Source organism: Thermohalobaculum sp., from assembly GCF_058622915.1.
On sequence record NZ_JBZSYN010000124.1, the window covers coordinates 1 to 23173 of the forward strand.

At 71.4% G+C, this 23173-nt stretch carries 22 protein-coding genes and 1 pseudogene; 9 read left to right on the top strand and 14 right to left on the bottom strand.

What is annotated here, in order from left to right; all coding sequences use genetic code 11:
* The 3 genes from AC32QD_RS09610 to ptsN form a co-directional block, all read left to right on the top strand.
* The coding region (locus AC32QD_RS09610) for an RNA polymerase factor sigma-54 (protein ID WP_492010273.1) at positions 1-582 on the top strand (582 nt) is incomplete at its 5' end.
* 222 nt (positions 583-804) lie between these two features.
* Positions 805-1392, top strand: a complete 588-nt coding sequence (gene hpf / locus AC32QD_RS09615) for a ribosome hibernation-promoting factor, HPF/YfiA family (protein WP_492010274.1) — start codon at positions 805-807, stop codon at positions 1390-1392.
* A gap of 34 nt (positions 1393-1426) precedes the next feature.
* Complete coding sequence (ptsN, locus tag AC32QD_RS09620; RefSeq protein ID WP_492010275.1) at positions 1427-1891, top strand: PTS IIA-like nitrogen regulatory protein PtsN; 465 nt, start codon at positions 1427-1429, stop codon at positions 1889-1891.
* Positions 1892-1989: 98 nt separating this feature from the next.
* Here the strand turns inward: ptsN and AC32QD_RS09625 are convergent, their stop codons facing one another.
* The 10 genes from AC32QD_RS09625 to ccmA form a co-directional block, all read right to left on the bottom strand.
* A complete protein-coding gene (locus tag AC32QD_RS09625; protein ID WP_492010276.1) occupies positions 1990-2205 on the bottom strand; it encodes a DUF1150 family protein in 216 nt (71 codons plus the stop codon).
* 5 nt (positions 2206-2210) lie between these two features.
* Positions 2211-2636, bottom strand: coding sequence for an Hsp20 family protein (locus tag AC32QD_RS09630; RefSeq protein ID WP_492010277.1), 426 nt, complete (start codon positions 2634-2636; stop codon positions 2211-2213).
* A gap of 254 nt (positions 2637-2890) precedes the next feature.
* A complete protein-coding gene (locus AC32QD_RS09635) occupies positions 2891-3586 on the bottom strand; it encodes an orotate phosphoribosyltransferase (protein ID WP_492010278.1) in 696 nt (231 codons plus the stop codon).
* Positions 3583-4674 (bottom strand): dihydroorotase, encoded by a 1092-nt coding sequence (gene pyrC / locus AC32QD_RS09640; RefSeq protein ID WP_492010279.1) that lies wholly within the window; start codon positions 4672-4674, stop codon positions 3583-3585. Before pyrC ends, AC32QD_RS09635 begins: the two co-directional genes overlap by 4 nt.
* 7 nt (positions 4675-4681) lie before the next feature.
* A complete protein-coding gene (locus AC32QD_RS09645; RefSeq protein ID WP_492010280.1) occupies positions 4682-5602 on the bottom strand; it encodes a dihydrodipicolinate synthase family protein in 921 nt (306 codons plus the stop codon).
* 306 nt (positions 5603-5908) lie between these two features.
* Positions 5909-7285: an aspartate aminotransferase family protein gene (locus tag AC32QD_RS09650; RefSeq protein WP_492010281.1), complete on the bottom strand. Its 1377-nt coding sequence runs from the start codon at positions 7283-7285 to the stop codon at positions 5909-5911.
* A 35-nt stretch (positions 7286-7320) separates the two neighbouring features.
* The gene (locus AC32QD_RS09655; RefSeq protein ID WP_492010282.1) at positions 7321-8805 is read right to left on the bottom strand and encodes an NAD-dependent succinate-semialdehyde dehydrogenase; all 1485 of its coding nucleotides are present in this window, start codon (positions 8803-8805) and stop codon (positions 7321-7323) included.
* A gap of 120 nt (positions 8806-8925) precedes the next feature.
* Complete coding sequence (locus AC32QD_RS09660; RefSeq protein ID WP_492010283.1) at positions 8926-9411, bottom strand: Lrp/AsnC family transcriptional regulator; 486 nt, start codon at positions 9409-9411, stop codon at positions 8926-8928.
* Positions 9412-9420: 9 nt separating this feature from the next.
* On the bottom strand, positions 9421-10077 hold the full coding sequence (ccmB, locus tag AC32QD_RS09665) for a heme exporter protein CcmB (RefSeq protein WP_492010293.1): 657 nt from the start codon (positions 10075-10077) through the stop codon (positions 9421-9423).
* Between the two features lie 5 nt (positions 10078-10082).
* The gene (gene ccmA / locus AC32QD_RS09670; protein WP_492010284.1) at positions 10083-10745 is read right to left on the bottom strand and encodes a heme ABC exporter ATP-binding protein CcmA; all 663 of its coding nucleotides are present in this window, start codon (positions 10743-10745) and stop codon (positions 10083-10085) included.
* 197 nt (positions 10746-10942) lie between these two features.
* On the opposite strand from ccmA, the gene acnA reads away from it, so the two are divergent.
* Complete coding sequence (gene acnA / locus AC32QD_RS09675) at positions 10943-13690, top strand: aconitate hydratase AcnA (RefSeq protein WP_492010285.1); 2748 nt, start codon at positions 10943-10945, stop codon at positions 13688-13690.
* A gap of 40 nt (positions 13691-13730) precedes the next feature.
* On the opposite strand, the gene AC32QD_RS09680 is transcribed toward acnA, so the two are convergent.
* Genes AC32QD_RS09680 through AC32QD_RS09695 form a run of 4 tightly spaced genes read right to left on the bottom strand, consistent with a single transcriptional unit; the run spans position 13731 to position 16833 of the window.
* Complete coding sequence (locus AC32QD_RS09680; RefSeq protein WP_492010286.1) at positions 13731-14327, bottom strand: LysE family translocator; 597 nt, start codon at positions 14325-14327, stop codon at positions 13731-13733.
* 19 nt (positions 14328-14346) lie between these two features.
* Complete coding sequence (locus AC32QD_RS09685; protein WP_492010294.1) at positions 14347-15507, bottom strand: CCA tRNA nucleotidyltransferase; 1161 nt, start codon at positions 15505-15507, stop codon at positions 14347-14349.
* Positions 15507-16148: a CoA pyrophosphatase gene (locus tag AC32QD_RS09690; RefSeq protein ID WP_492010287.1), complete on the bottom strand. Its 642-nt coding sequence runs from the start codon at positions 16146-16148 to the stop codon at positions 15507-15509. The genes AC32QD_RS09685 and AC32QD_RS09690 overlap by 1 nt, the downstream gene beginning before the upstream one ends.
* Before the next feature lie 37 nt (positions 16149-16185).
* On the bottom strand, positions 16186-16833 hold the full coding sequence (locus tag AC32QD_RS09695) for a DUF1285 domain-containing protein (protein WP_492010288.1): 648 nt from the start codon (positions 16831-16833) through the stop codon (positions 16186-16188).
* Between the two features lie 102 nt (positions 16834-16935).
* Between AC32QD_RS09695 and AC32QD_RS09700 the strand changes: the two genes are divergently transcribed.
* From AC32QD_RS09700 to AC32QD_RS09720, 5 genes and pseudogenes are all read left to right on the top strand, one after another.
* The gene (locus tag AC32QD_RS09700) at positions 16936-17934 is read left to right on the top strand and encodes an AAA family ATPase (RefSeq protein WP_492010289.1); all 999 of its coding nucleotides are present in this window, start codon (positions 16936-16938) and stop codon (positions 17932-17934) included.
* Positions 17934-18416: a hypothetical protein gene (locus AC32QD_RS09705; RefSeq protein ID WP_492010290.1), complete on the top strand. Its 483-nt coding sequence runs from the start codon at positions 17934-17936 to the stop codon at positions 18414-18416. The genes AC32QD_RS09700 and AC32QD_RS09705 overlap by 1 nt, the downstream gene beginning before the upstream one ends.
* On the top strand, positions 18413-19315 hold the full coding sequence (locus tag AC32QD_RS09710; protein ID WP_492010291.1) for a DUF58 domain-containing protein: 903 nt from the start codon (positions 18413-18415) through the stop codon (positions 19313-19315). Before AC32QD_RS09705 ends, AC32QD_RS09710 begins: the two co-directional genes overlap by 4 nt.
* On the top strand, positions 19315-22185 hold the full coding sequence (locus AC32QD_RS09715; protein ID WP_492010292.1) for a DUF4159 domain-containing protein: 2871 nt from the start codon (positions 19315-19317) through the stop codon (positions 22183-22185). Before AC32QD_RS09710 ends, AC32QD_RS09715 begins: the two co-directional genes overlap by 1 nt.
* 7 nt (positions 22186-22192) lie before the next feature.
* Positions 22193-23173, top strand: a pseudogene (locus AC32QD_RS09720) (hypothetical protein); the annotation flags it as partial.

The window sequence follows — 23173 nt, forward strand, 5'->3', positions numbered from 1 at the left end:
ATCGAACTCAATCCCGAGACGCTGCCGCGGGTGCTCGTCGACCACCGCTATGCCGCCCGGCTTGGGCCCGCCGGCGCCGGGGCCGCCGCCTTCCTGGCCGAATGCCGCACCACGGCGCACTGGCTGACGCGCAGCCTCGACCAGCGGGCGCGCACCATCGTCACCGTCGCGACCGAGATCGTGCGCCGGCAGGAGGCCTTCCTCGAGAGGGGCATCGGGGCCCTGAAGCCGCTCACGCTGCGCGCGGTCGCCGAGGCCACCGGGCTGCACGAATCGACCATCAGCCGAGTGACCGCAAACAAGTCGATGGCCACGCCCCGGGGCGTGCTGGAGCTGCGTTTCTTCTTCACCAATGCCGTGGGCGAGGACGGCCCCGCGGCCGAGTCCGTGCGGCACCGCATCCGCGCCCTGATCGGCGCCGAGCCCCCCGGCGCCGTTCTCTCCGACGACGCGATTGTCGAGCGGTTGCAGGGGGATGGAATCGAGATCGCGCGGCGCACCGTGGCCAAGTACCGCAAGACGCTGGGCATTCCCTCCTCGGCCGAGCGGCGGCGCATGAAGGTGGCGCTGGCCCTGGGCTGAGGCTCGTGGCGGGCGCCTTTGCGCACTTTGCAGCGTCGCATCGCGGGCCAATCGCTGTTATGCTGTTATATTGACAGGTGTAGGGCCGCTGCATAGGTTCCGCACCGCTTCGGAGCGGGGGAGGCAGAGTCCGCGTTCCGGGCGGCTCCGGGCGGCGCGGGGGGCCTCGGGTCGAAAAATGACGAGGACCAACCCGACTCCGCTAGAGGCTCTGGAGAAACGATGCGAATAACGGTCTCGGGCAAGCAGATCGACGTGGGTGAGGCGTTGCGGGTTCATGTCGTGGACAACCTGCATTCGGCCGTCTCGAAGTATTTCGACCGGCCGGTCGACGCCAATGTGGTCTTCTCGCGCCGCGGGCATGAGTTCACCTGCGATTCCTCGGTGCATTTGCCCACCGGGCTGACCGCGCAGGCGCACGGCGCGAGCGACGATATCTACATCGCCTTCGATCAGGCGGCGGAGCGGATCGAGAAGCAGCTGCGCCGGCACAAGCGCCGGCTGAAGGACCATCACCAGGCGCGCAAGACGCCGATCGAGACGATGGAGGCGGCGTCCTACGTCATCCGCGGCTACGACGAGGAGGAGGGCGACGGTGCACGGGCGGACAGTGAGCAACCGGTGATCGTCGCCGAGATGACCATGCCGGTGAAGACGCTGACGGTCGGCGAGGCCGTGATGCAAATGGAACTCGACGATGCCCGCTTCCTGGTGTTCCGGGACGTCGCCAGCAAGCGCATAAACTTCGTTTACCAGCGCGACGACGGCAATGTGGGATGGATCGATCCGGCCAGCCTGTCCGAGAGTTGAGCGGTTTTAAGTCACGAGCGGAAACAGAGCAGTCATGGAACTCGCCGACCTGATCGCGCGCGACGCGATCCTTCCCGCCGTCAAGGCGGCCAGCAAGAAGCAGCTCTTCCAGGAGGTCGCAACCCGGGCGCGCGAGGCCTACGGGCTCGATCCGCGCCTGGTGGTGGAGGGGCTCGTGGCCCGCGAGAAGCTGGGCTCCACCGCCATGGGCGGCGGCGTGGCGATCCCGCATGCGCGGCTGGCCGGGCTGAAGTCGATCATCGGCCTGTTTGCTCGGCTGGAGAAGCCGGTGGACTTCGAGGCCGCCGACGGGCAGGGGGTCGATCTCGCCTTCGTGCTGCTGGCGCCCGAGGAGTCTGGCGCCGATCACCTGCGCGCCCTGGCCCGGGTTTCGCGGCTCCTGCGCGAGCCGGAGCTGCGGCGCAAGCTGCGCGAGACCGCCGAGGCTCCGGCGCTCTACGCGCTGATTACCGAACCGCTGGCGTCGCGGGCGGCCTGAACCAGCCTTACCGCCGCACGGGCGCCGGCCCCGGGCGATCCCCGGGGCCGGCGTGCCTTGTCCCGCTTATGCGAGGTCCGAGACGCCGTCGGCGTGGCTCAGTGCACGCTGACCGGGCTGAGGTCGTTCTGGCGCGCCAGGGCGAAGGCGAGGCGCCGGTCCGGGGCGACCGCCAGCCGGTTGCCCTCGGCGTCGTGCAGCGCGTAGAGCCGCGCCTCGGTGCCCTTGAGCTCGTCCGGCATTTCCTCGGCCGCCACGGCGCGGACATAGACGATGGGCTGGCCCTTGGGGTTGGTGAACGGGTTGTCGCTCATCTCTTTCACTCCTCCTGCCTCACCGGCTCGATCCGGATGTTGCGCACCGTCGACTCGGGCTTGCGGCGCACGAGGTCGATGTGCAGAAGCCCGTTCTCGAGGGCCGCGCCCTCGACCTCGACGTGCTCCTCGAGCACGAAACGGCGCTCGAAGGGGCGGGCGGCGATGCCGCGGTGCAGGAACACCCGGCTGTCGTCCTCGCCGGCCTGCCGGCCGCCGACTACGAGCTCGCGCTCCTCGACGGTGATCGCGAGATCGGCCTCGCCGAAGCCCGCGACCGCGAGCGAGATGCGCCAGATGTCGGCGCCGCGCTGCTCGATGTTGAAGGGCGGGTAATTGTCCGAGCCGGCCTTGAGCGTGCGCTCGACCAGCCGGTCCAGCTCCTCGAAGCCGAGCAGGAAGGGCTGCGAGGTGAACGAGATGCGTGACATATGACGACCGTCCTCATCCGAAGCGACGATGCCGGCGGACCCGCTTGGCAGCATCCGCCTGTGAAGGATATGGGGTCGGAAAAGGGGGTTGGCAATAGCGCCGCTGCGGTGCGGCAAGCCGGCCGAGGCCGGGCCCCGCCCAGGGGTGCCGGGGGCGCCGTGAGCGGGTGTGCACATTGCACAATCGCCTAACGCATTGATTCCATTGAGCCCGCGTTGTGCGCCCGGATTATGGTTAACGGCTCGCTGTGCCCCTAGATCGAGATTTCCGCCTTGCCGCCATGGGCGGCCGACCACTCCAGCGGGCGGTCGAGGAAGGCCGCGACCTGGTCGAGCGTGGCGGCATCGAAATGCCCGCCGTGGCGGGCCTCGGCGAGCACGTCGCGCCAGGTGGCGAGATAGTGCAGCCCGATGCCCTGGGCGGCCAGCTTTTGCGGCACCTCCGCAAAGACGTCGTAGTAGAACACCACCAGGGTGTGGGCGCAGACGGCCCCGGCCTCGCGGATGGCCTGGACGAAGCTGACCTTGGAGCCGCCGTCGGTGGTCAGGTCCTCGACCAGCAGCACGCGTTGGCCCTCGCGGATGTCGCCCTCGATGCGGGCGTCGCGGCCGAAGCCCTTGGGCTTCTTGCGCACATAGAGCATGGGCAGGGCGAGGCGCTCGGCGATCCAGGCGGCGAACGGGATGCCGGCGGTCTCGCCGCCGGCCACGGCGTCGAACTGCTCGTAGCCGGCCTCGCGCAGCAGTACCGAGCAGGCAAAATCCATCGCCGCGGCGCGGATGCGCGGGAAGGAGATCAGCTTGCGGCAGTCGATATAGACGGGACTGGCAAGCCCCGAGGTGAGCTTGAAGGGCGGATCGGGGCGGAAGTTGACCGCCTCGATCTCGAGCAGCATCCGCGCCACCTCGCGCGCGATCAGGCCCTCGTCGGGAAAGCTTGTCTGGATCATCTCGCCACCCTTTCGTTGGCGACCTGCCAATGCAGGGGATGCCCCGGATCGAACACGGTGACCGGCCCGGCGCCGGTCTCGATCCTCGCCGGGTATGGCACGGGCGCGTCGCCCTTGACCAGCGTGATCGTGCCCGCGTTCGGCGCGAGGCCATAGAAGGCGGGGCCGTTCAGCGCGGCGAAGCCTTCCAGCCGGTCGAGCGCGCCCTCCTCCTCGAACACATGGGCGAGGCAGGCGAGCGCCACCGGGGCGGTGAAGCAGCCGGCGCAGCCGCAGGCGGACTCCTTGGCCGGGTCGGGATGGGGGGCGGAGTCGGTGCCGAGGAAGAATCGCGGCTCGCTCGAGACCGCGGCCGCCCTGAGCGCCAGGCGGTGACGCTCGCGCTTGGCCACCGGCAGGCAGTAGTAGTGCGGCCGGATGCCGCCCGCCAGGATGTGGTTGCGGTTGATCATCAGGTGATGGACGGTCAGCGTGCCGGCGATCTGATCGCCACCCTCGCGCACATAGGCGACGCCGTCCGCGGTGGTGACGTGCTCGAGCACCACCTTGAGCCCCGGCACGCGACGGCGGATCGGTTCGAGCACGCGCTCGAGGAACACCGCCTCGCGGTCGAAGATGTCGACCTCAGCGTCGGTGACCTCGCCGTGAACGCACAGCGGCAGGCCGATCTCGGCCATGCGCTCGAGGACGCGCGTCACGCGGTCGAAGTCGCGCACACCCGAGGCCGAATTGGTGGTCGCGCCGGCGGGGTAGAGCTTGACCGCGCGCACCAGCCCCGAGCGGGCGGCGGCGGCGACGTCGTCGGGGTCGGTCTGCTCTGTGAGGTAGAGGGTCATCAGCGGCTCGAACGCCGCGCCCTCGAAGGACGCGCCCTCGAACACCGCACCCTCGGGCAGCGCCGCGAGGATGCGCTCGCGATAGGCCGCGGCATCGGCGCCCGTGACCACCGGCGGGACGAGGTTCGGCATCACGATGGCGCGGGCGAAATGCGCCGCCGACCAGCCGATCACGCCCGCGAGCATCTCCCCGTCGCGCAGGTGCAGGTGCCAGTCGTCCGGCCGGCGAAGGCTAAGCCGCGACCCCGCCATCGCCGGCTCAGGCGGCGACGCGGAAGGACAGCTCGCCCTCGAGACGGCTGCGCAGCTCGCGGCCCTTGGCCTCGTCCATCGGCAGGAGCGGCGGGCGCGTGTTGGCCCAGCGCGCATCGCCGGTGGCGAGCGCCAGGAGCCGCTTCTGCGCCGGGATCGGGGCGTAGCCCTGCACCAGCAGGCGCAGCTTCCGCACCTCGGCGTGCAGTTGCCGCGCGGCCTCGTGCTCACCGCCGTGCCACAGCCGGATCACCTCGGCGATGCCCCCAGCGTTAAGGTTGGCGGTGGCCGAGATGCAGCCGGGCGCGCCCAGCTGCATCGCCTCGATGATCGGCAGCTCGGAGCCCGGATAGACGATCAGGCCATCGATGCCGAGCAGCGCTTGGGTGTTCTCCCACACGCCGGAGCTGTCCTTGATGCCGACCACGACCTCGGGGAAATCGGCGTGCAGCCGGCGCACCAGGCTGACGGGCAGGCCGACGCCCGAGACCTGCGGGATGTGGTAGAGGTAGATCCTGAGCCGCGGATCGTCGACGCCGTCGATGAGATGCGCGAAGTGGTCGTAGAGCCCGTCCTCGGGCACGTCCTTGAAGTAGAATGGCGGCAGCACCATGGCACCGGCGCAGCCGAGGCTGACGGCGTGGCGGGTGAGCCGGATGGTGTCGGGCAGGTTGGTCAGCCCGGTGCCGGGGATCAGCCGATCGGGCTGGATGCCGGCGGCGACCAGCTCCTCGAGCGCCTCCATGCGCTCGTCGATGCCGACCGAGAGGGCCTCGCCGGTGGTCCCGAAGGGGGCGAGCCCGATGCAGCCCTCGCCCAGGCAGCACCGGGCGTTGGCGACGTAGAGGTCGAGGGCGATGGTCAGGTCGTCCTCGAAGGGGGTTAGGATCGGGGCGATCACGCCCCTGAGGGGAGCGGCTTCGGTCATCGCGGCATCTCCGTGGCGGCTCGGCGTCGCGGGGCAGCATAGGCCGCCGGCGCGCGGACGCAAGACGGCGCGGGGAGGGAAGGGGGCCGGGTCGCGGCGGGCGCCGGACGCCGGGGCAGGGTGCCTGGGCGAAAGGGCGAGGCCCCGGATCAAGTCCGGGGCCTGTGGCGGACAAGGGAGGCCGCGGGTCGGGTCCGGGGCCTGTGGCGGACAAGGGAGGCCCCGGATCAGGTCCGGGGCCTGTGGCGGAGAGGATGGGGCCCCGGATCGGGTCCGGGGCCTGTGGCGGGCGGCTGAGCGCGGGGCTCAGAGCTCCTTCATCACCGTCTCGACCGCCTTGACCGTGGCGGCGACGATGCGGTCGGCCTCCTCGCGGGCGAGGCACAGGGGCGGCGCGAAGCCGAGGATGTCGCCCTCGGGCATGGCGCGGCCGATCACGCCCTCCTTGAGCAGCGCGGCGGCGATGCGCGCGCCGACCTTCTTGGCCGGGTCGAACAGCCGGCGGCCGGCCTTGTCCTCGACGAACTCGAGGGCGCAGAGCATGCCCTCGCCGCGCACGTCGCCGACATGCGCGTGGTCGCCGAAGGCCGCTTGCATCTGCTCGTTGAGGTAGCGGCCGGTGGCGCCGGCGTTCTCGACCAGGCCCAGCTTGTCGATCAGCTCGAGGTTGGCGACGCCGGCGGCGGCGCCGATCGGGTGGGCCGAATAGGTCCAGCCGTGGCCGATGGCGCCGAGCTCGTCGGTGCCCTGCTCGAGCGCCTGCCACACCTTCTCGCCGACGATCGAGCCCGAGAGCGGGGCGTAGGCCGAGGTCAGGCCCTTGGCTATGGTGATGATGTCGGGCGCGAGCCCGTAATGCGCCGAGCCGAACATGGTGCCGAGCCGGCCGAAGCCGGTGACCACCTCGTCGGCGATCAGCAGGATGTCGTGCTTCCTGAGCACCGCCTGGATCGCCTCCCAGTAGCCCGCGGGCGGCGGCACGATGCCCCCGGTGCCGAGCACCGGCTCGGCGATGAAGGCGGCCACCGTGTCCGGGCCCTCGCGCTCGATCAGCGCCTCGAGCTCGCGGGCGCAGTGGGCGGAGAACTCCTCTTCGCTCATTTCGGCTTGCGGGCGGCGGAAGTAGTAGGGCGCCTCGGTGTGCAGCACCTTGGGCAGCGGCAGGTCGAACTTCTGGTGGAACAGCTTGAGGCCGGTGAGCGAGCCCGTCATCAGGCCCGAGCCGTGGTAGCCGCGCCAGCGCGAGATGATCTTCTTCTTCTCCGGCCGGCCGAGCACGTTGTTCACGTACCACACCAGCTTGATGTTGGTCTCGTTGGCGTCCGAGCCGCCGAGGCCGAAATAGACCCGCTTCATGCCCTTGGGCGCGCGCTCGAGGATCATGTGCGCGAGCGTGATCGAGGCCTCGGTGCCGTGCCCGACATAGGCGTGGTAGTAGGCCAGCTCGTGCGCCTGCTTGGAGATCGCATCGGCGATCTCGGTGCGGCCGTAGCCGACGTTGACGCAGTAGAGCCCGGCGAAGGCGTCGAGCAGGCGGTTGCCGTCGCGGTCCTCGATCCACACACCTTTGCCGCCGGTGAGGATGCGGTTGGGGCTCTCGCCCCGGGCGTGCTGGGCGAGGTGGGTGGAGGGATGGAGGAAGCTCTCGCGGTCCCAGCGGTCGAGCTGGTCGTTGGTCAGCATGGCACTGCTCCTTTCAGGCTTGCGATGCCGCGGGCTCAGGCCCAGTCGCGGCAGATGTACTTGACTTCGGTGAACTCCTCGAGGCCGAGGCGCGCGCCCTCGCGGCCCAGGCCCGACTGCTTCATGCCGCCGAAGGGGATCGGCGCGCCGGTGACCTTGGTGCGGTTGACCGCCACCATGCCGAAGGCGAGTGCCCGGCTCATGCGGTAGATGCGGCGCGGGTCCTGGGTGTGGACATAGGCCACCAGCCCGTACTCGGTGGCGTTGGCGCGGGCGACCGCCTCGTCCTCGCTGTCGACGGGGGCGATGGCGGCGACCGGGCCGAAGGTCTCCTCGTTCATGATCAGGGCCTCGGCGGGCACGTCGGCCAGCACGGTCGGCTGGAAGAATAGCGGCCCGGCCGCGTGGCGCTGGCCGCCGGCCAGGAGCTTGGCGCCCCTGGCGAGCGCGTCCTTGACGTGCTCCTCCTGCTTGGCCACGGCCCTCTCGTTCATAAGCGGGCCGATGTCGGGGTCGTCGAGGCCGGGGCCGACGCTGAGGGCTGCGGTGCGCTCGGCGAAGCGGCGGCAGAACTCGGCGTAGACCGAGCGCTCGACCAGGAAGCGGTTGGCGCCGAGGCAGTCCTGGCCCGAGGTGGCGAACTTGGCCTTGATGGCCTCGTCCACGGCGTTGTCCATGTCGGCGTCGGCGAACAGGATAAAGGGGGCGTGGCCGCCGAGCTCCATGACCAGCCGCTTCACGGTTTCGGCCGACTGGCGGTAGAGCAGGCGGCCGATCTCGGTCGAGCCGGTGAACGAGAGCGCACGCACGCGCACGTCCCCGGTCCATGGCTCGACGATGGTGCGCGCCTTGCCCGTGACGACGTTGAACACGCCCGCGGGCATGCCGGCGCGCTCGGCCAGCTCGGCCAGCGCCAGCGCCGAGAAGGGCGTCTCGCCCGAGGGATGCGCCACCACGGTGCAGCCGGCCGCGAGCGCGGCGCCGGCCTTGCGCGTGAGCATGGCCGAGGGAAAGTTCCACGGCGTGATCAGCGCGGCGACGCCGACCGGCTCGCGCCACAGCTCGACCTCGGCGTCGGGCAGGTGCGAGGTGACGCCCTCGATGTTGGGGCGCTTGGCCTCCTCGGCGTAGAACTCGATGAAGGAGGCGGCGTAGCCGATCTCGCCGCGCGCCTCCGAGAGCGGCTTGCCCTGCTCGAGCGTCATGATGCGGGCGAGGTCCTCGCGGTGCTCGCCCATCAGCTCGAACCAGCGGCGCAGGATGGCCGAGCGCTCCTGCGGCAGCAGCGCGGCCCAGGCGGGGAAGGCGGCCTGGGCGGCGTCGACGGCGGCGGTGCTCTCCTGAGCCGTCAGGCTCGCGACCTCGCCGATGCGGGCACCGTCGGCAGGATTGGTGACGGCGAGCGCCTCGCCGGAGGCATTGGCGGTCCAGCGCCCGCCCACATAGGCGAACTGGCGCACGAGCCGCGGGTCGCTCAGATCGCTCAAGGGGCTCTTGGGCGAGATGTCGGCATGGATCATGGCGCACCTCCGCGTCACGGGTTGTCCGGATGGTGCTTATGTAGGGCGGCGGCGGCAGAGGGAGTCTCCAAACGCCGCCGGGCGCGCAGAAGGATCGTCTTTAATCCGCCGCGGCAGGCGTCAGTCCGTCTCCGCCATCAGCTGGTCAAGCGGCGGCGGCCCGCCCGCCTTCACCGTTCGGGTGACGATGTAGGTGTAGTAGCGCACGAGCCCGACCCGCTCGGCCAGGAGCTCGTCCATCAGCCGCTGGTAGCTGTCGATGTCGCGGGTGACCACCTGCATCAGGTAGTCGAAGCCGCCGCCGAGGCTCCAGCAGGCAACGATCTCGGCCCGCCGCGCCACGGCGCGCTCGAAGGACTGGAAGTCCTCGACCCGGTGGCTGCCGAGCTCGGCGGCGACGAAGACGGTGACGTGCTGCGCGATGTGCCTGAGCGCGATCTGCGCGTGGTAGCTCTCGATCACGCCGGCTGCCTCGAGCCGCTTCAGCCGTTCCCAGCAGGGGGTGGGCGAGAGGTTGATGCGCTTGGCCAGCTCGGCCTTGGGCAGACGGCCCTCGCGCGAGAGCACCTTGAGGATCTGCAGGTCGCGGTCGTCGAGCCTGAGCATCCCGTCCCCTCAGCGCAGGTTGATCCTGAGCGCCGCGGCGGCGGCGAAGGGCGCGAGCGCTGCGCAGAACAGCGTCAGCGCCGCCACCAGCATCAGCGGCGGCCAGGGCGGCAGGTCGATGAGCGCGCGCTCCACCGCCCTGGCGCCGAAGACCAGCGTTGGGATGTAGAGCGGCAGGACCAGGATCGAGAGCAGCAGCCCGCCCCGGCGCACGCCCACCGTGATCGCGGCGCCGACCGCTCCGATCAGGCTGAGCGCCGGGGTGCCCAGCGCCATGCTGAGCACCAGCGCCGGCAGGACATGGGCGGGCAGCTGCAGCATGACGCCGAGCACGGGGGCGATCAGCGTCATGGGCAGGCCCGTGGTCAGCCAGTGTGCGGCGCATTTCGCCAGCGTCACCTGCTCGAGCGCGAGCGGCGAGAGCACGAGCTGGTCGAGCGAGCCGTCCTCGTAGTCGGCCTGGAACAGGCGGTCGAGGGAGAGCAGCGCGGCCAGGAGCGCCGCGATCCACAGCACGCCGCCGGCGATGCGCATCAGCGTGGTGGTCTCGCGCCCCACGCCGAGCGGGATCAGCACCACGGCGAGCACGAAGAAGGCCACCCCGATGCCGCCGCCGCCGCCGAGCCTGAGCGCGAGGCGCAGGTCGCGGAAGACGAGGCTGGCCAGCCCCCTCACGACCAGGCCCCCTCGAGGAAGGGGTCCGCGGCGCGGTGCGCCTCGGCGGCGGGGGGCGTCATCTCCAGCACCGGGATGTCGCCGAGACCGATCTCCACATGGGTGGCGATCAGCGCCAGCCCGCCGTCGGCGACATGCTCGCGCACCAGTGCTGCGACCAGGGCTGTCGCCTCGACATCGAGCGAGACGGTGGGCTCGTCCATCAGCCACAGCGGGCGGTCGATGACGATCAGCCGGGCAAGGCCGAGGCGGCGCTTCTGCCCGGCCGAGCATTCCGCGACCGGACGCGCGGCGATGGAGGCGAGGCCGAAGCGGGCCAGGGCCTCCTGGGTTCGCTGCGGCCCCGCGCCGTGCACGCCGGCCCAAAGGGCGAGGTTCTCGGCCACCGACAGCGCCGGCTTCACCGCGTCGAGATGGCCGGCATAGGCCACTCGCTCCTGAAAGGCGACGGGATCGCGCGCGAGCGAGATGTCGCCGAGGCGGGCGTCGCCGCCCAGCACCGGGATCAGCCCGGAGAGCTGGCGTAGGAGCGTGGACTTGCCCACCCCGTTGGGCCCGCGCACGGCCGCCGCCTGCCCCGCCCCGACGCGAAAGCCGAGGTCGCGGTAGATCAGCCGCCCGCCGCGCCGGCAGGCCAGGTTGTCGAGCACGAGCTCCATGCGCCCCTCATAGCGCGCCGGCGCCGCGAGGGAAATCCGCTGTGGATGCGCGCGCGCCCGGCGCCCCCCTGGCACCCCCCTCGCCACGCGCCGCCGAATCCCCGATAATTGCGCTTGAGCCCGATTTCCGCCATTAGGGCACCGAATTCCAATACGCGCCGCCCGCGCGGGACGGCGCCACAGAAGGGAGCACGCCCATGCCCATTACCGTCGGTTCGGACGCCTCGAAGACCCGCCGCAAGCTCGAGGTCGGGGGCCGGTCCTACGCCTATTACGCCATCCCGGCCGCCGAGGAGGCGGGGCTGGGCCGCTTCGCGCGCCTGCCCGCGGCGCTCAAGGTGGTGCTGGAGAATCTTTTGCGCTTCGAGGACGGCAACACGGTCACCACCGAGGACATCAAGGCGTTTTCCGACTGGGCCGAGAAGGGCGGTCGCAACCCGCGCGAGATCGCCTACCGTCCGGCGCGCGTGCTGATGCAGGACTTCACCGGGGTGCCGGCGGTGGTGGACCTCGCGGCGATGCGCGACGCGATGCGCGCGCTGGGCGGGGAGGCCGAGAAGATCAACCCGCTGAACCCGGTGGACCTAGTGATCGACCACTCGGTGATGGTCGACGAGTTCGGCAACCCGCGCGCCTTCCAGCTCAACGTCGAGCGCGAGTACGAGCGCAACCTCGAGCGCTACCAGTTCCTGAAATGGGGCCAGGGCGCCTTCGACAACTTCCGCGTGGTGCCCCCGGGCACCGGCATCTGCCACCAGGTGAACCTGGAGTACCTGGCCCAGACGGTCTGGTCGGACAAGGACCAGAACGGCGAGCAGGTGGCCTATCCGGACACGCTGGTCGGCACCGACAGCCACACCACCATGGTCAACGGGCTGGGCGTGCTGGGATGGGGGGTCGGTGGCATCGAGGCCGAGGCCGGCATGCTGGGCCAGCCGATCTCGATGCTGATTCCCGAGGTGATCGGCTTCAAGCTGACCGGGGCGCTGAGGGAAGGCGTCACCGCCACCGACCTGGTGCTGACGGTGACCCAGATGCTGCGCAGCAAGGGCGTGGTGGGCAAGTTCGTCGAGTTCTACGGCCACGGCCTCGACCATCTGCCGGTGGCCGACCGGGCCACCATCGGCAACATGGCGCCCGAATACGGCGCCACCTGCGGCTTCTTCCCCGCGGACGGGGAGACGCTGCGCTATCTCGAGCAGACCGGCCGCGACAAGGCGCGCATCGCGCTGGTCGAGGCCTATGCGCGCGCCAACGGAATGTGGCGGGACAAGGATTACGACCCGGTCTACACCGACACGCTAGAGCTCGACATGGGCGAGGTCGAGCCCTCGCTGGCCGGGCCGAAGCGGCCGCAGGACCGGGTGCCGCTGTCGCGGGCGGCGCGGGAATTCCTCAAGGTGGTCGCCGATTACCGCGGCGTCGACATCTCGGGCCACGGCGAGAACATGGCCGCCGAGGGCGGCGCCGCGCCCGATGCCGAGGACCCGCGCAAGTCGACGGCGGTCGAGGGTGCTGATTACGCGATCCGCGACGGCTCGGTGGTGATCGCGGCGATCACCTCGTGCACCAACACCTCGAACCCCAGCGTCATGATCGGCGCCGGGCTGGTGGCGCGCAAGGCGCGCGAGCGCGGCTTGTCGGCCAAGCCCTGGGTCAAGACCTCGCTGGCGCCGGGCAGCCAGGTGGTCTCGGAATATCTCGACGCCTCGGGGCTGAGCGAGGACCTCGACGCGCTGGGCTTCAACCTGGTCGGCTATGGCTGCACCACCTGCATCGGCAACTCGGGGCCGCTGAGCGAGCCGATCTCGACGGCGATCCACAACGCCGACCTGGTGGCCTGCTCGGTGCTCTCGGGCAACCGCAACTTCGAGGGGCGGGTGAACCCGGACACGCGGGCGAACTACCTGGCCTCGCCGCCGCTGGTGGTGGCCTACGCCATCGCCGGGGACATGAACCTGGACCTGACCAGGGAGCCGCTGGGCGAGGACAAGGACGGCCGGCCGGTGTTCCTCGAGGACCTGTGGCCGACCCAGAAGGAGATCGCCGATCTGGTGGCGAAGACCGTCACCCGCGAGGCGTTCCAGGAGCGCTATGCGGAGGTCTTCACCGGCGACGAGCGCTGGCAGAAGATCGAGACCGGCGGCGGGCTGACCTATAGCTGGCCCTCGACCAGCACTTACGTGCGCAAGCCGCCCTATTTCGAGGACATGGGCAAGGATGCCGGAAAGATCGGGGATGTCGAGGGCGCCCGCATCCTGGCCTTGCTGGGCGATTCGGTGACCACCGACCACATCTCGCCGGCCGGCTCGTTCAAGCCCGACACGCCCGCCGGGCAATACCTGCAGGAGCGGCAGGTGGCGCCGCGCGACTTCAACTCCTACGGGGCGCGGCGCGGCAACCACGAGGTGATGATGCGCGGCACCTTCGCCAATATCCGCATCCGCAACGAGATGGTGCCGGGCGTCGAGGGCGGCTACTCCAAGGGTCCGGACGGGCAGAAGATGTCGATCTTCGAGGCCGCCATGGCCTACAGGGACAAGGGCACCCCGACCATCATCGTCGCCGGCAAGGAGTACGGCACCGGCTCGTCGCGCGACTGGGCGGCGAAGGGGCCCGCGCTTTTGGGCGTGCGCGCGGTGATCGCCGAGAGCTACGAGCGCATCCACCGTTCGAACCTGGTGGGCATGGGCATCGTGCCCTTCGAGTTCACCGGCGGCGAGGACCGGCGCTCGCTGAATCTCAGGGGCGACGAGAGCGTGTCGATAAAGGGCCTCTCGGAGGGGCTCGAGCCGCGCAAGACGGTGAAGGCGCTGATCACCTATGCGGACGGCAAGAAGCGCGAGATCGACCTGCTGTGCCGCATCGATACCGGGATCGAGCTGGAATATGTCGAGCACGGCGGCGTGCTGCACTACGTGCTGCGCCAGCTCCTGAAGAGCTGAGCCAGGGGGAGCCACGGGGGGCGCCACCGGGCGCGGTCGCTCAGGCGTCGAGCACCAGCCACAGGCCGCAGGCGGCGAGCAGGAGGCCCATGGTCGCGTTGAAGGCGCGCAGCCTCAGCCCGGTGCCGAGCAGCTGGCCCATGCCGGCGCCGAACACCGCCCAGCCCTGGCTCGACGTCAGGCCGGCGAGCATGAAGATGGCCGCCGCGACCGCTGCCTCGCGCACCGGATCGGCGCCGCGCGCGTAGGTCGCAGCGACCGCAATCGCCATTGCCCAACCCTTCGGGTTGATCCACTGGAAGGCGGCGGCCTCGTGGAAATGCAGCGGCCGCGCGCGGTTGCGGGCACGGGCGGCGTCGGCCGTGGCGATGCGCCAGGCCAGCCACAGCATCACCGCGAGGCCGACCCAGGCCAGCGCCACGCGCAGGCTGGGCGACTGTTGGAACACCTCGCCCAGCCCCAGTGAGATCAGGAACACCATGAGGGGATAGCCGAGCGCCACGCCCAGCGCGTGCGGCAGCGTCGCGCGCCAGCCGAAGGTGGCGCCCGAGGCGGCCAGCATCATGTTGTTCGGCCCCGGCGTCCAGGTGGTGGCAAAGGCGAAGCCGGTGAGGGCGAGCAGGATTTGGGCGGTCATGGCTCGGGCCAGGTTTTGGTCAGCGTGCCTGACCTTTGCCGAGAGCCTCGCCCAGCAGCGCCGTCTTGTCCAGCGCAAAGCCGCTCTCGATCCAGCGCCGCTTCGCCGCGTCGAGGGCGGCGCCCAGCCGGGGGCCGGGCCTGACGCCGGCCGCGACGAGGTCGGCGCCGGCGAGCGGAAAGACCGCCGCGACGCCATGCGCGATCTCGGCTTCGAGATCGGCGGGCAGCGTGCCGCCGGCGGCGGCGGCGACGAGCGCCATGGCGCGGGCGGCGCGGGCGCCGTGCTCGTGCGCGGCGACGGCGAGGGGCAACGGCGCGGCGAGGAGGTTTCGGATGGTCTCGAGCTCCTTCGCCTCGGCCCGGCTCAGGCGCAGTCGCGCCTCGGGCGCCTCGCCGCCCAGCGCCGCGAGGCGCCTGAGCCAGTCGGGCGGGGCGCCGCTCTCGCCCTCCAGGTGCACCAGCGGCGCAAGAAGCGCCGGGTCGGCGCCGGGCAGGCAGCGCATCAGCACGCCTGCCCGGGCCATTGAGGCCACCGCGGGGGCGGGGTTCGACGCGGCGAGCAGGCGGCGCATCTCGTGGCCGATGCGCTCGCGCGCCAGCCGCTCGACGCCCTCGGCGAGCTCGGCGCAGGCGGCGAGCCCGTCGGCGTCGATTTCCGCCCCGTACCAGGCGGTGAAGCGGAAGAAGCGCAGGATGCGCAGATAGTCCTCGCGGATCCGGTCGTGCGGGTCGCCGATGAAGCGCACGCGGCGGGCGCGCAGGTCGGGGAGCCCGCCGACCGGGTCGATGATCTCGCCGTCGGGGTCGGCATAGAGCGCGTTCATGGTGAAGTCGCGCCGCGCCGCGTCCTCGGCGAGGTCGCCCGAGAAGCGCACCACGGCGCGGCGGCCGTCGGTCTCGACATCGGCGCGGAACGTGGTGATCTCGTGGCCGGCGCCCTCGGTGACCGCCGTGACGGTGCCGTGCTCGATGCCGGTCGGCACTGCTTTGATGCCGGCCGCCTCGAGCCGGCGCACCACGTCGTCGGGCACCAGCGGCGTGGTCAGGTCGATATCCGTGACCGGCTCGCCGAGCAGCGTGTTGCGCACGCAGCCGCCGACGAAGTAGCAGGTGCGCCCCAGCGCCTCGACGACCGCGCGCACGTCGGGGCGCGACAGCCACTCGGCATCGAGCCGCATCATGGCGCTTCCCCGGCGGCCAGGGCCGCGAGACGGTCGCTGAGCCCCTTGAGCATCCCCGCCGTCGCGCCCCAGATGTAGAAACGCCCCCAGGGCATGGCGTAGTAGTAGCGCCGCGTGCCCGAGCGGTCATGCGCGTGCCGGTGCCGGTTCGCCGGGTCCATCAGGAAGTCGAGCGGGACCTCGAACACCTCCTCGACCTCGTTCGGGTCGGGCCGCGCGTGCCAGTCGCGGTCGATGGCCCCGACGAAGGGCGTGACGCGAAAGCCTGTCGAGGTGAGGTACTGGTCGAGCGTGCCGATGATGCGCACCTGCGCGGGTGCGAGCCCGATCTCCTCCTCGGCCTCGCGCAGGGCGGCCGCCAGGGTGGACGCGTCGGTCTCGTCCACGCGCCCGCCAGGGAAGGCGATCTGGCCGGCATGGCGCGCCAGGTGCTGCGTGCGCCGGGTGAGCACGACGTTGAGGCCGGACTGTCGCTGCACCAGCCCGCACAGCACCGCGGCCGGGCGCTGCGCGAGCCCCGGGATCTGTCGGGCCTTGACCTCCGGGTTGAGATCGTAGTCCGAGCGCTCTCCCAGTGGCGGGAGCGCGAGGGCGGCCTCGATGCGGGAAAGCGTCACGCGCATGACGCCTAGATGCATCGCCGCGCGACCTTCGGCAAGACGCAAGGGACTTTCCTCACAGCTCGAGCTCGCGCGAGGGGATGATGGGGAAGAAGACGCCGCCCGAGCGCACGCCGAACCAGCGCTTGCCCTCGATCTCCTCGTGCTCGCCGATGTCGACCAGGCGGTAGAAGCTCTTGCGGTCGATCAGCGCCTCGAGGCCGCGGCGCACGTGGACATATGGGCTGGGCTCGCCGGTTTCGGCGTCGCGCACGACGCGGATCGGGTTCTCCGGGCCGGCCACGGTCTCGTCGCCGACATTGGTCTCGAACACCAGCACCTGTGCCGGCCCGGCGCTCTCGACGCGGAAGTCGACGGCGAGGAACGGCGCGTCGTCGACCGTGATGCCGACCTTCTCGACCGGCGTGACGAGATAATATCGCCCTTCCTCGAGCTTGAGGATCGAGGCGAACAGGCGCACCAACTCCTTGCGCCCGATCGGCGTGCCGAGATACCACCACGACCCGTCGCGCCGGATGCGGATGTCGAGCTCGCCGCAATAGGGCGGGTTCCAAAGATGCACCGGCGCCGGGCCGCGCTTGCCCTTGCGCGCGGCGCGGGCTGCCTTGGCCAGGTTGTCGGCGGCGCCGGGATCGGGACGGGGATCGGGCCGGGGATCGGGCCGGGGATCGGGCGCGTCCTGCGATTTTGTGACCGTCGTCATCATCCACACCTGTTGCCTTCATGCCGCACAGTGTAGGAATGGTATTAAAACTGAAACGGATTCACAGCCCCCGCGGGTGGCGGGGCGGGCTTGCGAGGATAAATGACCGATCCTGTTGAGCAGATCGAGGCTGCCGGCGCGACACTGGCGCGCGTCAAGGAGCAGATTGGCCGGCGAATCGTCGGCCAGGCGGAGGTGGTGGAGCTGACGCTGACCGCCATCCTGTCGGGCGGCCATGCGCTCCTGATCGGCGTGCCCGGGCTGGCCAAGACCCGGCTGGTCGAGACGCTGGGCACGGTGCTCGGCCTCGACAACAACCGCATCCAGTTCACCCCCGACCTGATGCCGGCCGACATCCTGGGCTCCGAGATCCTGGAGGAGGGCAAGGACGGCATGCGCGCCTTCCGGTTCATCCAGGGGCCGGTGTTCACTCGGCTCCTGATGGCCGACGAGATCAATCGCGCCAGCCCGCGCACGCAATCGGCGCTCTTGCAGGCGATGCAGGAGCGCATGGTCACGGTCGCCGGCCAGCACCGGCCGCTGCCGCTGCCCTTCCACGTGCTGGCCACCCAAAACCCGATCGAGCAGGAGGGCACCTACCCGCTGCCCGAGGCGCAGCTCGACCGCTTCCTCCTGGAGATCGACGTCGGCTATCCGAGCCGCGAGGAGGAGCGCGACATCCTGCTCACCACCACCGGCAACGACGACGCGGTGGCCGAGCCGGTGCTCGATGCCGAGGGGCTGATCGCCCTGCAACGCCTGGTCCGCCAGGTGCCCGTGGGCGAGCGGGTGGTCGAGGCGATCCTGACGCTGGTGCGCGCCGCCCGTCCGGGAGAGACCGAGGCGGCCGAGGTGGCGAACCGGCGGCTTGCCTGGGGCCCGGGACCCAGGGCGGCGCAGGCGCTGATGCTGGCGGCGCGGGCGCGGGCGCTGATCGGCGGCCGGCTGGCGCCTTCGGCGAGCGACGTGGCGGCGCTGGCCCACCCGGCGCTGGCGCACCGCATGGCGCTGACCTTCGCGGCGCGCGCGGAGGGCGCGACCATCGCCTCGGTGATCGACGAGCTGCTCGCGGGCACGGCGCTGATGAACGAGGCGGCCTGATGGCGCTCAAGCGGATCGCGATCGCCCTGGCGGCGCTCGCCCTTCTTCCCGGGGCCGCCCCCGCATCGACGGCGGACCAGTTCGTCGAGGTGTTCCGGTCGGGCTGCCTAGCCCATCTGCCCGACTTCTCGGGCAGCGCCAAGACCTTCGAGGAGCTCGGCTTCGCCCAGGACGGCGCGCGGTTCAAGCGCGAGTCCGACGGCTCGAAGATGCTGGCCGAGATCTACGATCGCCCCTCCGACGGGGGCCGCGGCTGCGTGGTTGCCTCGGACATGCCCAAGGATGTGCAGGTCGTCCCGGCGGTCGAGGCGCTGGTCACTCAGCTTTCCGGCAATGATTTCGAGCGGCACAAGGCCGAGCGCGAAGGCCGGCGCGCCGACGCCTTTACCTGGCAAAGCGGGCAGTGGAGCGTTCTGGTCGTGGTGCTGCCGCGCATCTCGGGCATGCAGGCGCTCAACGTGACCGTGGGCAAGGCGAGATGACCGCTGCCGACCGGGCGCAGCGCGAGCGCGCCGGCTGGCTGCGCCGGGACGCCGAGCGCGTCTCGGGGGCGCTGCCGCCGCTGCTGGTCGAGGCGCAGCGGCTCGCGGCGAGCCTCGTTTCCGGCGTGCACGGGCGGCGCCGCGCCGGGATCGGCGAGACGTTCTGGCAGTACCGCACGGCCCATGCGGGCGATCCCCACAACCTGATCGACTGGCGCCGCTCGGCTCGCTCCGACCGGCTCTACGTGCGCGAGATGGAGTGGGAGGCGGCCGAGACCGTGATGGTCTGGTGCGACCGCTCGCACTCGATGGAGTTCCGCTCGGAGTTCACGCCGCGCTCCAAGGCGGAGCGGGCGGCGCTGCTCGCGATGGCGCTCGGCGTGCTGCTGCATCGTGGCGGCGAGCGCTTTGGCCTGATCGGCACGGAGGCCGAGCCGCCCGGCACCGGCGAGCGCCAGCTCATGCGCTGGGCCGGCCTGCTCGCGGCCCCGCCCGGATCGCGCCAGGACTTCGGCGCGCCGCCGAGGATCACGACGCCCAAGGTCGGGCGCGCCGTGTTTCTGTCGGACTTCTTGGGCCCGCGCGACTCCGTGTTTCCGGCGCTGACGGCCGCGGCCGGTCAGGGCATCGCCGGCATCTACATGCAGATCCTCGACCCGGTCGAGGAGGAGTTCCCCTTCGCTGGCCGCACCCGGTTCGAGAGCGTCGGCCGTGAGGTGCGCCACGAGACCGACCAGGCCACGGCGCTGCGCGAGCGCTATCTCGAGCGCCTGGCCGAGCGCCGCGACGAGCTGCGCGAGGTGGCGCGCCGCACCGGCTGGCAGCTGGTGCTGCACCGCACCGACCAGAGCCCGCGCTCGGCGCTCTTGCAGCTCTACACCATCCTCGGGGGCGGTTGATGCCGGGACTCATGCCGGGCCTTGGCGCGCTCGCCTTCGCCAGCCCGTGGCTGCTCTCGGCCCTGATCGCCTTGCCTGTCCTGTGGTGGCTGCTGCGCGCCATCCCGCCCAGCCCGAAGCTGCAGACCTTCCCCGGCGTGCGGTTGCTGTTGGGCCTTGAGGACCCGGAGCGGCAGGCGGCCAAGACGCCGTGGTGGCTCTTGCTGTTGCGCGCGCTGGCGCTGGCCGCGGTGATCGTCGGCTTCGCCGGCCCGGTTCTGAACCCGAGCACGCGGCTGATGCCGGCGGGGCGGGGCCCGGTGCTGATCCTGATGGACGGCGGCTGGGCCAGCGCCCCGGACTGGGCCGAGCGCAAGGTCGCCGCCCTGGGGGCGATGGACGAGGCGGCGCAGGCCGGCCGGCCGGTGATCTTCTGGCTCGCGACGCAGGCCGAGGCGCCGCCGGTGGCCGCTGCCGCTGCCGCCCGGGCCGAGCTCGAGGCCGCGCGTCCGGCCGCCTGGGCGCCCGACCACGCCGCCGTGCTGAAGGCGCTCGAGTCCGGCAAGGTGCCGGCGCCGGCCGAGACGGTCTGGTTCAACGACGGGCTGGACCATGGGGCCGCCACGGCGGCGTTGGCCAGCTACCTGGCGGGATTGGGGCCGTTGCGCCTCGTCAAGCCGAGGTTGCTCGCCCGCGCGCTGACCCCGCCGCGGCTGCAGGAAAGCCACATGGTTGCGGACGTGTTGCGCGCCGACACCGCCGCGCCCGGCAGCGCCGCCATCATCGCCTTCGCAGCCAAGCCCGGCGAGCCCGAGCGGCCGCTGGCGGCGGCGACCGCGAAGTTCGCCGCCGGCGCGGCGTCCGCGACCGCCCGGTTCGATCTGCCGCCCGAGCTGATCGGCCAGGTCACGCGCATCGCGCTGGCGAACGGTGCCAGCGCCGGCGGCGCGGCGCTGGCCGATTCCGGTCTGCGCCGCGTTACCGTTGCGCTCGTAACGCCCGAGGCGAACACGGTGACCTCGTCTCTGGTCCGGCCCAGCCACTATATCCGCGCCGCGCTGCAGCCCTCGGCCGATGTGCGGGAGGTCTCGCTCGCCGATGCGCTCGCCCATCCGCCCGCGGCCATCGTGCTGGCGGACCAGGGGGGATTCACGAAAGGCGAACGCCAGTCGCTGCACGACTGGGTCGAGAAGGGCGGCCTGCTGATCCGTTTCGCCGGCCCGAGGCTTGCAGGCGCGATCGGCGAGAGCGCCAGCGGCGGCGCGATCGTCGGCGGCGCGGACGACGATCTCCTGCCCGTTCGGCTGCGCCGCGGCGGGCGCGTGCTGGGCGGCGCGCTGTCCTGGGGCAAGCCCAAGCGGCTGGGACCGTTCGATCCGCAGGGCCCGTTCCGGCGGCTCAAGGTGCCCAAGGACGTCACGGTCAGCACGCAGGTGCTTGCCCAGCCCTCGCCCGATCTCGCCGGCAAGGTCTGGGCCCAGCTCGAGGACGGCACGCCGCTGGTCACCGGGAGCAAGCTGGGCCGGGGCCATGTGGTGCTGTTCCACGTCACCGCCGACCCGGACTGGTCGTCGCTGCCGCTGTCGGGCCTGTTCGTCGAGATGCTCGGCCGGCTGATGGCGCTTGCGCCCGGCCGCGCTGCCACCGCCCCCGCGGCCGACGAGCTGACCGGCACGCTGTGGCGCGCCGAGCTGCTGATGGGTGCGGACGGTGCGCCGGTTCGAAACTCCAGCCTGGGCGAGCCGGTGCCGGGCGAGCGTCTGGCGAAGGGCGAGGCGGGGCGCACCTTGCCGCCCGGTCTCTACCGGCGCGCCGATGCCGGCGCGCGGGCGACGGGCGCGGCCGTGACGGCGGTGGTGAACCTGTTCGCCAAGGGCGATCGGCTGGTGCCGTTTCCGCCCGCCCCGGCCGGGGCCGTCTCGGAGGCTCTGGGCGGTGCCGAGCCGCACCGATACGGCCCGGACCTGATCACGCTGGCCGTGTTGCTCGGCACCCTGGACCTGATTGCGACGCTGTGGCTGTCGGGCCGCCTGTTCGGACGCTGGGGCCGCGGGCGCCGGCGCGTCGCGACCGCGCTGATCGCCGCAGCCCTCGTCGCGCCGGCCCTCCTGGCCCCGTCCGGCGCCCGCGCCAACATGACGCTCGCGCAGGAAGTCTCCGCCGCCGCCGAGACGACGCTGGGCTATATCGTCACCGGCGACCGGCGCATCGACGAGAAATCCCGGGAGGGGCTGGTCGGGCTTGGCAATGCGCTGACGCGACGCACGGCGGTCGAGCCCGGCCCGCCCGTTGGCGTGAATCCAGAAGAGGACCCCCTGAGCCTGTTCCCCGTGCTCTACTGGCCGCTGACGGCTCAGGCGGCGCCAAGCGAGAAGGCGCTGCAGCGGCTGCAGCACTACCTCTCGACCGGGGGTATGCTGGTGATTGACACGCAGGACGGGGGGACGGGCTTCGGCGGGCCCGCCGCGGTGGAGATGCGGCGCATCGCCCGGGCGCTGAACCTGCCGCCGCTGGCGCCCGTCAACATGGACCACGTGCTCAGCCGGACCTTCTACCTGCTCGCCTCCTATCCCGGCCGCTGGCGGGGCGGCCAGGTCTGGGCCGAGGCGCCGCGCCCCGGCAGCCGGAGCAAGGCCAAGCAGCAGGATTTGCCGCATTTCCACCGCGTCGACGACAACGTCTCGCCGGTGGTGGTGGGCTCGGCCGACTGGGCCGCTGCCTGGGCGGTGGACGACCGGGGCGAGCCGGTCTATCCGGTGGGCCGGCCCGGCGACAACCAGCGCGAGATGGCCATCCGCTTCGGCATTAATCTCGTCATGTACGCCCTGACCGGCAACTACAAGTCCGACCAGGTGCACGCGCCCGCCGTGCTCGAGCGGCTGGGCCAGTGAGGATGCGATGCAGTTCGGCCTGACCTTTCTGCCCCAGCTCGCCTGGCAATGGCTCGCGGTGCTGGCCGCGCTCGTGGTGCTGGGCAGCGTCGTGGCGCTGGCGCGGCGCCTGCCCGGCTGGGCGCTGCGCGGCGTGGCACTGGGCATCCTGGTGCTGGCGCTCGCGGGTCCGCAGCTCAGGCGCGAGGAGCGCCAGGGTCTGAAGAACGTGGCCTTCCTGGTGGTGGACAAGTCCGAGTCGACCACGCTGGAGAAACGGACCGAGCAGATCGACAAGGCCGCCACGCGGCTGAAGGCCGAGATCGGCGCGCTCTCGACACCGGCGCACCCGCTCGAGCTGCGCGTGGTCGAGGTCGGCCCCGACCACAGCGGCCGCAACCGCGGCACGCGGCTCCTGACCGCCCTCGACGAGGCCGCCGCGCGCGTCGCGCCGGGCCAGATTTCGGGCGCGATCCTGCTCACCGACGGCGAGATCCACGACAAGGGCCGGATCAAGGACTTCCCCGGCCCGGTGCACGCGCTGATCGCAGGGCGCCCCGACGGCTTCGACCTGGCGCTGGAGGCCACGACCACCCCGGCCTTCGGCATCGTCGACGAGTCCGTGACCTTCAACCTCATCCCCCACGTCCACGGTGTCGGCCAGACTGTCGGTCACGTCACCGTCGAGGTCTCGGTCGACGGCAAGCCGCCATCGACCCAGAGCCTCACCGTGGGTCGGGTGAACCACATCGAAGTGCCGATCAAGCATGGCGGGCCGAACGTGGTCGATATCCGCCTGCCGCCGCGGCCGGGCGAGCTGACCGATCGCAACAACCGCATCATCGCTACCGTCTCGGGCGTGCGCGACCGGCTGCGGGTGCTGCTGGTCTCGGGCGAGCCCTATCCGGGCGGGCGCACCTGGCGGGACCTGTTGAAATCCGATCCGATCGTCGACCTGATCATCTTCGATCGCTATCGCTGGCGCGGCGTGCTGGCCTCGGCCTATCTG